This window comes from Stappia sp. BW2, from assembly GCF_008107695.1.
GTDB lineage: Bacteria > Pseudomonadota > Alphaproteobacteria > Rhizobiales > Stappiaceae > Roseibium.
Genome location: NZ_VIRG01000070.1, coordinates 1706632 through 1720334, shown reverse-complemented (window position 1 = coordinate 1720334; position 13703 = coordinate 1706632). Strand labels below are relative to the sequence as shown.

Here is a 13703-nt window from a genome sequence, read left to right as displayed (position 1 = left end):
CACGTAGATGCTTGCTGACTAGCCTGCGCGCGTCACACCTTCATCATCACATACGATCCCGGTGCATCTTCCAGGATCTTGATCCGGTTTGCACCCGGTTTGCGGGCCTTGACCTTGGTGTCGTCGTGCGAACGGATCCACTGATCCCAGTACGGCCACCAGGAGCCGGGATGTTCCTCGGCATTCTTGAGCCAGTTTTCCAGCGCGCCCTTGGCAGCAGGACCCGTCCAGAACTGATACTTATTCTTGGCAGGCGGGTTGACCACACCGGCGATATGACCTGAGCCGGCCAGCACATAATCGACCGGACCGCCAAAGCAGCCTGAGCCAAGAAAGACCGATTTCGGCGGGGCAATATGGTCTTCACGCGTTGCCAGGTTGAAGATCGGGATCTCGACCTTGGCAAGATCAAGCTGTTCTCCGGCGATTTCCATCTCACCCTTGGACAGCTTGTTGTCCAGGTAGCAGTTGCGCAGGTAGAAAGAGTGGTTGGCGGCTGGCATGCGCGTGGAATCGGAATTCCAATAAAGCAGGTCGAACGGGAAGGGGTCTTTGCCTTTCAGATAGTTGTTGACCACGTAAGACCAGATAAGGTCGTTTGAGCGCAGCATATTGAAGGCAGACGACATCTTCGAGCCGTCCAGGTAGCCGTGCTCGGCCATCCTCTTTTCAAGTACCGAGATCTGTTCTTCATCGACGAATACCTTCAGGTCACCAGCGAAGGTAAAGTCCACCTGCGTGGTGAAGAAGGTTGCTGTCTTGATCCGTTCGTCACCGATCTTCGCCATATAGGCGAGCGTGACTGCAAGCAGAGTACCGCCGACGCAATAGCCGATGGCATTGACCTCTTCCTGTCGGGTTGCCCGTTTGATCAGGTCGAGCGTATTGAGGATGCCTTCCTTCATGTAGTGCTCAAAGCTCTTTTGAGCCTGCCGCTCGTCCGGATTGACCCAGGAGATAACAAATACGGTGTGTCCCTGGTCCACCGCCCACTTGATGAAGGATTTTTCCGGATTGAGGTCGAGAATGTAGAACTTGTTGATCCAGGGTGGAACGATCAGCAGAGGGCGTTTGAGGACCTCATCGGTAGACGGCGAATATTGGATCACCTGACAGACGTCGTTCTGCGAGATCACCTTGCCGGGGGTCGTGCCAAGGTTCTCTCCGAGCTTGAACTTGGTCGGATCGGTCTGCCGGATCTTGAGGTCGCCCTTGCCGGTTTTCAGGTCCTCGACCAGATGCCGCATGCCTTTGACCAGGTTTTCGCCATTGCTTTCCAGCGTCAGGCGCAGCAGTTCCGGGTTCGTCAGAACGAAGTTCGAGGGAGAGACGGCGTTTGCAATCTGTGTGACGTAGAACTCGGCCTTATGACGCGTGTGTTCATCCAGCCCCTGGGCGTCATGGACCATGTCCTCCGCCCATTTGCTTGTGATCAGGTAGAGCTGCTTGATGAAATCGAAGAACTGGTTCTTCTCCCATTCCGGATCGGCAAAGCGCTTGTCCCGGACCGGCGTTTCGATTGCCGGTGCCGAGGGTTCGCCCATCATCCGCTTCAGCGAGGAATTCCAGAGGTCGATATAGCCGCTCCACAAGCGCGACTGCGCTTCGATGGCGCGCTGGGGATCTGACACCCAATACTCGCCAACCTGCGCGAGGGTTTTGACGACACCCGTCAACTCGTCGGTTGACTCGTGAGTGATCTTGCCTTGTTCCCGGGGCTCGATATAGGCCGCCAATGCCTTGCCTGCCTGCTCGAGTGTCTTTGCCAGATTCTGTGCAAAGGCCTCCGGGTTGTTGATGATATACTGCAACATGGGATGGTCGCGGTCATCAGCCATAGGCAGGATCTTCCTCCGGTTTTTTGCCCCGTTTGGCCCAGGGAAGGCCAGCGAGCCCTTGTTATTAAATCGCGTTATCTTGTTATTTTTTCGCCGATATTTTGAACTATCGGCTATTTATGACACAAGGTAACAGCTCCGTCGATTGGATTTCAATCTACAGTCATGCGCTCTGGCTAGAGTAACTTTGTGACGATGGAAAGGACAAGGAGCCAAAGTTGTGGAGGAACGATTGATCTGCAAGCGGAACATGCTGGCTCTCGGAGGATGCCTTTTTTTGCTTCTTGCTCTATCGGCTTGTGCGGTTGGGCCCGGAACACCCTTGATTGATGCAATGAAGACCGGGCCTGGAAAAGGCAACGGCAACGTGCCGCGGCCGGAAGGGTATGGAGCAATCGTCAATCCTGGTGAGTCCGCCGGTCTTATCAATCCTGAGGAGAGGAAAGAAACGCAGGCCTATCTTGAGACGCTTGCGTCGCAGTGACGCAGGGGATTCTGCGATGCAGCCGTGAAAGAGTCGTGTCCAATATAGATGAAGTAGTATTGGCGAATATACTGATTAAATCATTCCTTTACGACTGACGATCTAGGCTGCAAACCTTGATCGCAAGGCCCTCTTTTTCATGACGCTCGACATACCGACATTGTTTACCTGCATTATGATCGCCGAGTTTGCCGGTAGCGTCATCCTGTTGGTTTTTTACTTGTTCTGGCCAAGCCGAAGCATGGCTTGTTCAAGAAGCCTGGCTCTGTGGTCCGTCGGTATGTTCCTGGCCGGGTGCGGCACCGTTCTCTTCGCGCTGCGCGGGACGGCTCCGGACATCTTGAGCATCGTCGCCGCCAATTTCCTGCTCATTCTCGGAACGGGGATAAGGCGAAGCGGGTTCGCCGTCTTTCTGGGGCTTCGCAGCCATGTCTGGCTGTTTGCCACGATCGCCTTCGCCTGGATCGTTCTGTACCAGTTTCCGGAATTTCGCGACAATTTCATTGTCCGCGTGAACTATGTTCAATCGGTCATGATCCTGAGTGCGCTCTGGATGGTCTGGATGGCGTTTTTCGAAAACCGGGAAAAACTGTATTCCGCCCGAATGCTCGGCATGACGACCCTCGTCGAAGCGGCAGCCTTCATGTGGTACACGGTGAACCAAAACATCTTGGCTTTACCGTCCTTCCAGTCGGGCTACGCGGAAGGCTTCATGAGTGTCTATCTGCTCATCGTCATGTTCTCGATCATCATGACCATCGTGTTGCCGGCCTCCATGGTGATCGAACGATCCCAGCATGGTTTCAGGGAGCAGGCACTTCAGGATGAGCTCACAGGATTGCCGAACCGGCGTGCTTTTCTCAACGATGCGGAGGACTGGATTTCCGTAAACGCATCGCCATCGGGCGTCTACAGCCTCATCCTGTTCGATATGGACCAGTTCAAGTTGGTCAACGAGCGTTTCAACCAGGCAATGGGCGATGCATTGCTTCAGCTTTTCGCGCGCATTCTGAAAGACACCTTGGCCGAAAATGCTGTTCCAGGCCGCGTTGGTGGAGCGGAGTTTGCTGTGTTCCTTCCGGCGGGCGACAAGGAACTGGCTAATTTGACCGCACAGAGAATCTGTCGACGCTTCGGACTGGAATGCCAGGAAGCGTCCGGCGGCCGGTTGATCGTGACGACGAGTGTTGGCCTTGTCAGCGCGGGTGTCTCGACGCCGCTGGAACGTGCCATGGAAGCGGCTGAAGGTGGCCTGCACCGCGCCAAAAAGCAGGGGCGCGCCCAGATTGTCACCATGGATCTGGCGCCCAACGGAAAGCTTGTAAAGGATGCGAAAACAACCGGTTTCTCGGTTCTTCGCAAAAAGGCAGCCTGATCTTTCCGCATCCTTGAACCGCTAATGCTCTCACCCGAAGCTGGGTGGCGAAGGTCGTTCTGAAACCGCCGGGGCTTTCAGGAGACCAATTGCCTCGTTCCCGTAGGCTTCGATGCCAGGCGTACCACTTGTATTTGTAGGACATTTTCGCCCGCTTATCGGCTTGGGAGTGGGCTGCCCGGTGTTAGAGCAATCCTGTTCTAAAAAACGATACAAATTTAGTCTGCCAGCGACGCAAAGACGGGTGCGCATTTTTTTCCGGACTGCTAAAAGAGCCCCGCTGCGCTGCCATCGCGCCTGGCATGGGCGCGCAGCTGATACTGTCAACTCGCAAGGATATGCGCCATGGAGGAATTCCATAAGATCAAGCGGCTGCCGCCGTATGTCTTCGAACAGGTGAACCGTTTGAAGGCGAAGGCGCGCGCGGCGGGAGCGGACATTATCGATCTCGGCATGGGCAATCCGGACCTGCCGACACCCAAGCACATCGTCGATAAACTGACGGAAGTCGTGCAGGACCCGCGCACGCACCGCTACTCCGCGTCCAAGGGGATCGGAGGTCTGCGCAAGGCGCAGGCGTCTTATTACGGTCGTCGCTTCGGCGTCAAACTCGATCCGGAGACGCAGATCATAGCGACGCTCGGCTCCAAGGAGGGCTTCGCCAACATGGCACAGGCGATCTCTGCGCCCGGCGATGTTATCCTGAGCCCGAATCCCAGCTATCCGATTCATACATTCGGCTTCCTGATGGCCGGTGCCTCGATCCGTAACATTCCAGCAGAACCCGGACAGGCGTTCTTCGACGCGCTGGAACGTGCGGTGATCCATTCCGTACCGAAGCCGATTGCCATCATCCTTTGTTACCCGGCGAACCCGACGTCCTATTGCGCGGATCTCGAGTTCTACAAGGATGTGGTCGCATTTGCCCGCAAGCACGACATCTTCATTCTGTCCGACCTGGCGTATTCCGAGATCTATTTCGGCGAGACACCTCCGCCCTCGGTTCTGGAAGTGCCCGGTGCGATGGATGTGACGGTGGAATTTACGTCGCTTTCCAAGACATTTTCCATGCCAGGCTGGCGAATGGGATTTGCTGTTGGCAACGAGCGTTTGATTGCCGCGCTGTCCCGGGTGAAATCCTATCTCGACTACGGAGCCTTCACGCCCATTCAGGTGGCTGCGACCGCTGCCTTGAACGGACCCGACGACTGCATTCGGGAAACGCGCGAAATCTACAAGAAGCGCCGCGATGTTGTCGTCGACACGTTCGGCAGGGCCGGCTGGGACATTCCGGTGCCGGAAGCCAGCATGTTCTGCTGGGCGCCAATTCCTGAAAAATTCCGGTCACTTGGCAGTCTGGAATACTCGAAACTCCTGTTGGAGCAGGCCGAAGTGGCCGTCGCACCGGGAATTGGTTTCGGTGAGCATGGCGACGATTACGTCCGCATCGGACTGGTGGAAAACGAACAAAGACTGCGGCAGGCAGCCAGAAATATCCGTCGCTTCCTTGAAACAGCCGACCAAAAGCTGCACAACGTCATCCCGCTTGGGACCAAAAGTTGATAAGAACTGGACTCATTTTTGTATGGCAGACGCATTGAAGGTAGGCATCGCTGGCCTTGGCACCGTGGGGGCGGCCGTGGTGCAGCTCCTTTCAAAACACGGCGGACGGATAGCAACGAAAACCGGGCGCGCGGTCACCGTGACAGCGGTCAGTGCCCGTGACCGAACCCGTGACCGCGGCATTGATGTTTCAGCATTTGAATGGTTCACCGATCCCGTGGAAATGGCGCGGTCGGCGGATGTCGACATTTTTGTCGAACTGATCGGCGGCGACAACGGTCCGGCTGAGGAAAGCGTGCGCGCTGCGCTGTCGCGTGGCATTCACGTTGTCACGGCCAACAAGGCTCTGCTTGCGCGCCATGGTGTGGAGCTGGCGGCGCTGGCGGAAGCCAACAACGCTTGCCTGAACTACGAGGCTGCGGTTGCCGGGGGCATTCCGATCGTCAAGACGCTGCGCGAATCCATGGCCAGCAACGACATCAGCCGCATCTACGGTATTCTGAACGGCACCTGCAATTACATCCTGACCCGCATGGAAGCCGAAGGCATCAGCTTTCAGGACTGTCTGTCGGATGCGCAGCGGCTCGGTTATGCCGAAGCGGATCCAACCTTCGATATCGAGGGCAACGATACCGCGCACAAGCTTGCCATTCTCACCAGCCTGGCCTTCGGAACGGAAATATCGAGCGACGACATTTACGTCGAAGGCATCACTTCCATCACGACTGCCGATATTCAGGCCGCCGACGAACTCGGCTTCCGTATCAAGCTCCTGGGCGTTGCGCAGCGCACCGATACGGGCATCGAGCAGCGGGTCCATCCAACCATGGTGCCGAAGTCATCGGCAATTGCACGGATCGACGGCGTCCTGAACGCTGTGGCGGTGGACGGTGACTTCGTCGGCGAGATCATTCTTGTCGGTCCCGGTGCCGGTGGCAATGCCACCGCGTCATCTGTCGTTGCCGATCTGACCGATATTGCCCGCGGGGATGAAACGCCGGTTCTTGGCATGCCTGCTGCCGAGCTGGACAGTTATCAGCGCGCCCGAATGCGTCTGCACGAAGGCGGCTATTACATCCGCCTGTCCGTTTACGACAGGCCCGGCGCTTTTGCCGAAATCGCCAGATGCATGGGCGAAGCCGGCATTTCGCTGGAATCGATTGTCCAGAAACGTCACGCAAATAAGGACGTTCGTGTGAAATTTGATGCGGACATGCCTCAACCTGTCATCCTGATTACATATGAAACGACGGAAGTGGCGATCAAAGAGGCGTTGGACGTGATCATGTCCAAGGGGGTCGTTTCCGAACAACCCCAGATGATCCGCATTGAAAAACTGAATTGATGAGAGAGTGCCCGCCGTTGTTTCTTGTGGGGGGATAGACTGGAGATGTTGATGTCCAATACTGATAAACAACCGTCGAGTGGCCTGGACCGTATTCTGACGCTCGAGTTGGCCCGTGTGAGCGAAAGAGCTGCTGTATCGGCGGCTCGGTTGCGCGGTCACGGCGACGAAATGGCAGCCGACCAGGCGGCCGTGGACGCAATGCGGCGCGAGCTGAACCGGCTTCCTATCGACGGCACTGTGGTTATCGGTGAGGGCGAGCGCGACGAAGCTCCGATGCTCTACATCGGCGAAAATGTGGGCACCAAGCAGGGGCCGAAGGTCGATATTGCACTCGATCCTCTGGAAGGCACCACCATCTGCGCGAAGAACCTGCCGAATTCTCTGGCGGTGATCGCACTGGCTCCGGCAGGCGATCTTCTGAACGCTCCCGACAGCTACATGGACAAGATCGCCATCGGCCCGGGCTATAAAGCCGGTTTGATTGATCTGGATGCGCCGATTGCCGAAAACATTGCTGCTGTCGCCAAGGAAAAGGGTGTCAAGGTCAACGAAGTGACCGCCTGCGTTCTCGACCGTCCGCGCCACGCCCGCCTGATCGAAGAAATCCGCGCAACAGGGGCCTCGATCCGCCTGATCGGCGATGGCGACGTTGCCGGCGTCATTCACACCACTGATCCGGATGAAACCGGCATCGATATCTACGCCGGTATCGGCGGTGCTCCGGAAGGTGTGCTTGCCGCTGCCGCCCTGCGTTGTATTGGTGGTCAGATGCAGTCTCGCCTCGTCATCACACGTGATGAGCAAGTCGAGCGGGCGCATCGCATGGGCATCGAGGACATCAAGAAGAAATACACGCTTGAAGAAATGGCCGGCCCCGATGTGCTTTTTGCAGCAACGGGCGTGACCGACGGCAATTTCCTGCAGGGCGTGCGCTTCGGCCGTCATCACATCACCACGCACACCGTTGTCATGCGGTCCTCCACGGGCACGGTGCGCTACATCAAGGCCCAGCATACGGATCTTGAGAAATTTCATTTGGATTAAGCGCGGCTGAATGCTGGGACAATCCGGAGAAGATGACAGGCGGCTCGTACTTGGGGTCGCCCGTTCCGCAAATGACAACGCCTGGCGTGAGCGTCTGAGCGCGGCCGACCTGCGAACCGCCATGGCTATTTCGCAGGTGCACGGCCTTCCGGACGTTCTGGCACGTGTCATGGCGGCGCGCGGTGTTCAGGCGGACGAGGCGACCGCTTTCCTGGAGCCGTCGCTCAAGCAGCTGATGCCCGATCCCTCCGGCCTGGTTGACATGGATGCCGCCGTGGCGAGGGTTGCGGATGCGGTTCAGGCCGGTCGCAAGATCGCGATTTTCGGCGACTATGACGTCGACGGAGCAACCTCTTCGGCGATTTTTGCCAAGTATCTTCAGTGGCTCGGCCTGGATCCGGTGATCCATATCCCGGACAGGATCATCGAAGGTTACGGACCCAATGGACCGGCCATTGAGCACCTTCGACAGGGCGGTGCAGATCTGCTGGTGACCCTCGACTGCGGCAGCACTTCTTTCGAAGCTTTTGAAACCGCCCGGCAACTCGATCTCGATGTTGTCGTGATCGACCACCACCAGGTCGGCGAAACGCTGCCGGCTGTCGCAGCACTCGTCAATCCAAACCGGCAGGACGATCTGTCCGGGCAGGGGCATCTGGCGGCTGTTGGCGTTACGTTCCTGTTTCTTGTCGGACTGAATCGAGAATTGCGGCGGCGTGGGGTGTTTCAGGGCGCGCAGGAGCCCGACCTGATGGCTCTGCTCGATCTGGTGGCGCTTGGCACCGTATGCGACGTTGTTCCCTTGCAGGGGCTGAACCGCGCCTATGTCACACGCGGCCTTGCGGTGATGCACCAGCGCCGGAACTACGGTCTGACAGCACTTGCCGACACAGCCCGCGTCAGCGGAAAGCCCGCTCCCTATCACCTCGGTTTCCTGATAGGTCCGCGGATCAATGCGGGCGGCCGCATCGGTGATGCTGCCCTTGGAGCTAGACTTTTGACGACGGAAGATCTGCACGAAGCCAGAGCAATTGCCGAGCGGCTGGACCAGCTCAACACGGAACGCCAGGCCATGGAAGCGGTGATGCTGGAGCAGGCCGGCGCCGAAGCCGAAATGGCAATCCAGGCGCGTGATCCGGCGGTGCTCCTGACCGGTTCCGACGATTGGCACCCGGGTATCGTTGGCCTGATTGCCTCCCGTCTCAAGGAAGCCCATCGCAGGCCTTCCTTCGCAATAGCCTTCGACGAGACCGGCAAAGGCACCGGTTCGGGGCGCTCGATCCCCGGTGTGGACCTCGGCAAGGCTGTTCGCAGCGCGGTCGATCAAGGTCTGCTGGAAAAGGGCGGTGGCCACGCCATGGCGGCGGGGCTGACCGTTCTGCGAGAAAAGAGAGAAGATCTGGAGGCGTTCTTCAACGATGTTCTGAAGGACGACGTCGAAGCGGCAAGCGCGAACCGGGAACTGAAGATCGATGCCGCACTGACGGCAACGGGTGCGAATCTCGACCTTCTTGAACTTCTGGAAAAGGCGGGTCCTTATGGTGCCGGCCATGCCGAGCCCGTGTTCGCCTTTCCCGCCCACCGGATTTCCTTTGCCGATGTGGTTGGCAAGGGGCATGTCAGGGCATCGATCACGTCAGGTGACGGCACGGCGTTGAAAGCGATCTGCTTCAAGGCGGATGACAAACCGCATGGTCAGATGCTCCTTCAGGGCAGGGGGCAATCGTTGCATGTGGCTGGCACGCTCTCGATCGACACCTGGCAAGGTACACCCAAGGTGCAATTGCGTATTCTGGATGTCGCGGATCCGCGGAAAACCAAGCTTTGACAAAGTAACTGTTGGTTCGAATTAACCAAACGCTAAGTCAGCACGCCTACACTTTGATCCTACGAAGAAATCGTGAGGATCAGGCATGCGCGCTCAGAATGAGCTTTCGCCATATTTCGCGGAAATCGACAGGCGCACCGACCGGGCCCTGAAGGGGATTCGGGAAGTGAGACGTTCAGCAAAGCTGACAGCTCTGCCGCAGGAGCCGAAGGCAGCTGTTGTCGGCACCGGATTTCTGATTGTCCTGATGGCCTTCCTCGGATTGTTTATCGACTAGAACGCGTCGCGCTTCACCGGGAGCATCATGCATCGCTTCTTGCGTTGAAATCTTTGATTTCAGACAGCGAAATGCGATTCCGATAAAACGTGACATGTTCTAAAGCAGCGGAAAATCCGCAAAGCTTCCATATTCGGAGGTTTGTGGGACAAACGGGGCTTGCAACGCTCCGTGGGCTGTTCTTAAGTCTGGCGTCTGATTTGAACGAGACACCGGACACCATGACTGATTATCCCATTGCACTTTGGTCCTTTAACCTCGGGCGCGCTCCGTCTTCTGTGTCTGCATTCGCTTCGCAGATAGAAGAGGGACTGAAACGCGCGGCCGCAGACGGTGCCAAGCTTGTGATGCTTCCGGAATACCTGGTGGAGTGCTGTCTGGCGTTCAAACCGGAAGGACTGCCGCCTGATCGGGAGATGGCGTATCTGGCAGAGGTTGGAACTGATCTTCTCAAGCTGCTTGCGCCCTTGCCAGCCAGATATGGCGTGTCGCTGATCGCCGGATCGATGCCTGTTCACACCTCAGCAGGCTTCACCAACACAGCTGTTCTGCTGACCGCCGATGGACGGGAGATCCGCCAGGACAAGTTGTGTCTCACGCCATTTGAGCAAGATCCGGAAATCTGGCACCTGGTGCCCGGTGCGGAGTTGAAAACGTTCGAACTCGACGGCCTGAAAATGGCGATTCTGATCTGTCTGGATGTGGAAATGCCGGCGCTTAGCAGCCTGCTGGCCAAACAGGATCTGGATCTTCTTCTTGTGCCGTCGATGACGGAAAAACTCTCCGGTTACCACCGTGTGTTTGGGTGCGCCAAGGCACGTGCGGTCGAACTCATGTGCGCGGTTGCCGTATGTGGTGTTGTCGGCACGTCGAAGGGGACGACCCAGAACGAAACAAATGTTTCGGGTGCCGCACTCTATCTTCCTTGCGAGGAGGAATTCGGTTTTTCAGGTGTTGCCGCAGAGGTAGCCGCGACTTCTGGAAGCAATGGTGAAGAACCGTTTCTGGTTACTTCTGTTCCACTCGATGAGTTGCGAACGCTGAAGTCCGGAAAGGCTGAGGTTTGGCCGGGGGCATGGACCGCTGATCATGTTTCCGTCACGGTCGCCTGAAGGCAAATTGTAATATTTGTAATAAAAATGTGCGCGCACCGAGTGCACTTTTCTGTAGACCTTCCTAAAGGAAATCCCTATACACCTGCAGTTCCTGAACAACAGGTGTGGAGATGGGATTCGCTAAGGCACTTACAGCGCGGGATACATCATGGCTGCACGGGATTACCGGTTTGTTTGTCAAACCGCTCCGTCTGCAGATCGCGGCTGTGTGCGTGCGTCCAGGCGAGACAGAACCAGAAATCCTGCTTGTTTCGACACGGGACACGGGCCGGTTGATCTTGCCCAAGGGCTGGCCGGAAAAGGATAAACCTGCATTTGAAACGGCGTTGATCGAGGCATATGAGGAAGCGGGCATTGTCGGCAAAGCCGAACCGCGTGCCATCGGCAGCTTCCGGTCTTACAAGGGTCTCGCAGACGGATTGAAGATCCGCACCAAAGTGGTTGTCTTCAAGATCCGTTTTGAAAAGCAGTTGAAGGAATATCCCGAACGCGGACAACGCAAAACAGTATGGCTGCCCTTCTCAAAGGCAATCGAAACGGTGGAAGAGCCGGCGCTGAAGCGGTTTTTACGGCGGCACAAACCGCAAATCTGCTAGACGTTTCCTGGGGATAGCAAGGCGTGTTTGAGTGCTCACCAGCAAGGATTTGAACAAGAAGGCACTGGACAAGGATCTCGACAAGATCAGCTTTGTCAGTGAGGCGGGAGAGGCCATGGGCCGGCGCCTCGTCGGACCAGGGCTTGCGTTGGTCTTTCTGGTGATCTGTTCCTGCGTGGCTGCGTTTCAGGTGTCAGCCAGCGGTTTTTCCCACATTGTCATCCTTGTTGCCGCCAGCGCCATCGGTGGCTACATGGCGCTGAACATCGGCGCAAACGATGTTGCCAACAATGTCGGTCCGGCCGTCGGCGCGCGCGTTGTCAGCCTCACCGGTGCCCTGCTGATTGCTGCTGTTTGCGAAAGTGCGGGAGCCCTTCTGGCCGGGACGGATGTTGTGTTGACTGTTTCCGGCGACATCCTGAGCCCTGGCGATGTCCGCAACAGTTCGGAATTCACGCTGGCAATGCTGACCGCAATGGCGGCCTCTGCTTTGTGGATCAACTTTGCAACCGTGGTCGGCGCGCCTGTTTCAACAACGCATTCGATTGTCGGTGGTGTTGTCGGTGCTGGTATTGCGGCAAGCGGTTTTGCGGCCATCAACTGGACGACCATTTCGACAATTGCGGTTTCCTGGGTTCTCTCGCCGGTGCTGGGTGGTCTCGTCGGGGCCGGGATCATGGCCTTTATCAACTCAAGGGTCATCTATACGCCCGACCGTTTGCAAGCGGCCCGATACTGGTTGCCGATACTTCTGGGTCTGATGGGCGCAACATTTACCGGTTATGTTCTGCTGAAGATCTCCGCTCGGCTGGTGTCTGTTCCCGAATGGCTTGCCGTCGTCCTGTCGCTTTCCGTCGGCTTCATTGTCTGGCGAATCTATTGCCGAGTGATCGTTGCCCAAACGCTGACGCTCGAGAACAGTGGACGCGCCTTTCGCAACCTGTTCGCGGTTCCGCTCATGATCGCAGCCGGTTTGCTGTCCTTTGCGCACGGCGCCAATGATGTTGCAAATGCCATCGGACCGCTGGCGGCCATTGTGCTGAGCCAATCCAATGATTTTCCGGACCTCGTGTTCTGGTATCTTGGAGCTCTGAACCCCGAGGTGCCGATCTGGGTGAGTGCAGTCGGGGCATGCGGCATTTCCGCTGGCCTGCTGCTGTTCGGCAGGCGTCTTGTGACCGTTGTTGGCAAGAAGATCACCAAACTTAGCCCGGTACGGGCCTTCTGCATCACATTGGCAACTGCCGCCACGGTGCTGACAGCGTCTGGCGTAGGGCTGCCGGTGTCGTCCACCCATATTGCGATTGGTGCCTTGTTCGGTGTCGGCTTTTACCGGGAATGGTATCGCAACAAGTATGTTGCCGAGGGCGGCGTCATGAAACCGCGCAAGATGATGAAAAACAGGGAAGAGCGCCGCAGACGTCTTCTTGTCCGCCGGTCAAGCCTGATTACCATAGTCGCTGCCTGGGTGGTTACTGTTCCGGCATCGGCCCTCCTGGCTGCGGTTCTTTTTACGGTGCTCAAGCTGGTCTTGTCTTGAGATGCCGACCCCGGCCAAACAAGTTGCCAGGATAAATAACGGCACACAGTGCGCATTTTCTGGACAGGTGCCTCTTTGCGCCGTATCCTGTTGATGCTGTCAACTATCGGGAAAGGGCACTATGGCGCAGCTTTATTCAGCAATCGATGAGCGGACTTACTGGTTCCAGAACCTTCTTCTGATGTTCAGGAGACCGTCAAGATTGCAGATCGCGGCGCTGTGTCATCGTTTGCGCGACGGGCAGCGAGAAGTGCTGCTTGTGACGACCAAGTCGACGAATCGCTGGATTCTTCCCAAGGGTTGGCCAATCCTCTCTCATAATGCGCACCACACCGCAGCTGTGGAAGCTTTCGAGGAAGCAGGCGTAATCGGAACCGCGCAGAAGAAACCTTTTGCCAGCTTCCAGTCCCACAAGGGCGGCGAGGGTGGTTTGCGTTTGAAAACGGAAGTGCTTGTTTTTCTGGTGGATGTCGAGAGCACGACGAGCAGTTTTCCGGATAAGGAGGCGCGGGACGTCCGTTGGCTTCCGATACAGGAAGCTGTCCGACTTGCCAGCGATCCGGGGCTGGCGAAAGTGCTTCGAAAGCTGGAAAATTTACCCAACTAAGAAATATTGGCGAATAAGGGCCGTTTTGGTTGACCTTTTCGGACGATTGTTTAAGGCAAGCGCCAGAAGACGCTTGGCTTGCAACACT

General features: G+C 57.0%; 11 protein-coding genes. 10 read left to right on the top strand and 1 reads right to left on the bottom strand.

All coding sequences use genetic code 11. The features are described from left to right. Nucleotides 1-32: 32 nt before the first annotated feature. Nucleotides 33-1838, bottom strand: coding sequence for a PHA/PHB synthase family protein (locus tag FMN63_RS26860; RefSeq protein WP_148587126.1), 1806 nt, complete (start codon nt 1836-1838; stop codon nt 33-35). A 725-nt stretch (nt 1839-2563) separates the two neighbouring features. Here FMN63_RS26860 and FMN63_RS26855 point away from each other — a divergent pair. The 10 genes from FMN63_RS26855 to FMN63_RS26810 all read left to right on the top strand — a co-directional run bounded on the left by FMN63_RS26855 (nt 2564) and on the right by FMN63_RS26810 (nt 13615). Next, nucleotides 2564-3697: a GGDEF domain-containing protein gene (locus FMN63_RS26855; RefSeq protein WP_162530119.1), complete on the top strand. Its 1134-nt coding sequence runs from the start codon at nt 2564-2566 to the stop codon at nt 3695-3697. 345 nt (nt 3698-4042) lie between these two features. Then, complete coding sequence (locus FMN63_RS26850) at nt 4043-5260, top strand: LL-diaminopimelate aminotransferase (RefSeq protein WP_148587124.1); 1218 nt, start codon at nt 4043-4045, stop codon at nt 5258-5260. Nucleotides 5261-5282: 22 nt separating this feature from the next. Continuing rightward, on the top strand, nt 5283-6605 hold the full coding sequence (locus FMN63_RS26845; RefSeq protein ID WP_148587123.1) for a homoserine dehydrogenase: 1323 nt from the start codon (nt 5283-5285) through the stop codon (nt 6603-6605). Between the two features lie 51 nt (nt 6606-6656). Continuing rightward, the gene (gene glpX / locus FMN63_RS26840; RefSeq protein WP_209001329.1) at nt 6657-7652 is read left to right on the top strand and encodes a class II fructose-bisphosphatase; all 996 of its coding nucleotides are present in this window, start codon (nt 6657-6659) and stop codon (nt 7650-7652) included. A gap of 10 nt (nt 7653-7662) precedes the next feature. After that, entirely contained in the window at nt 7663-9480 is a 1818-nt protein-coding gene (recJ, locus tag FMN63_RS26835) for a single-stranded-DNA-specific exonuclease RecJ (protein WP_148587121.1), read from the top strand. A gap of 85 nt (nt 9481-9565) precedes the next feature. Then, nucleotides 9566-9757, top strand: coding sequence for a hypothetical protein (locus FMN63_RS26830; RefSeq protein WP_148587120.1), 192 nt, complete (start codon nt 9566-9568; stop codon nt 9755-9757). A gap of 221 nt (nt 9758-9978) precedes the next feature. Continuing rightward, nucleotides 9979-10869: a nitrilase-related carbon-nitrogen hydrolase gene (locus tag FMN63_RS26825; RefSeq protein WP_148587119.1), complete on the top strand. Its 891-nt coding sequence runs from the start codon at nt 9979-9981 to the stop codon at nt 10867-10869. 113 nt (nt 10870-10982) lie between these two features. Continuing rightward, on the top strand, nt 10983-11468 hold the full coding sequence (locus FMN63_RS26820) for an NUDIX hydrolase (RefSeq protein ID WP_209001328.1): 486 nt from the start codon (nt 10983-10985) through the stop codon (nt 11466-11468). A 31-nt stretch (nt 11469-11499) separates the two neighbouring features. Then, a complete protein-coding gene (locus tag FMN63_RS26815) occupies nt 11500-13008 on the top strand; it encodes an inorganic phosphate transporter (RefSeq protein WP_286192772.1) in 1509 nt (502 codons plus the stop codon). A 121-nt stretch (nt 13009-13129) separates the two neighbouring features. Further along, complete coding sequence (locus FMN63_RS26810; RefSeq protein WP_148587118.1) at nt 13130-13615, top strand: NUDIX hydrolase; 486 nt, start codon at nt 13130-13132, stop codon at nt 13613-13615. Nucleotides 13616-13703: the final 88 nt, after the last annotated feature.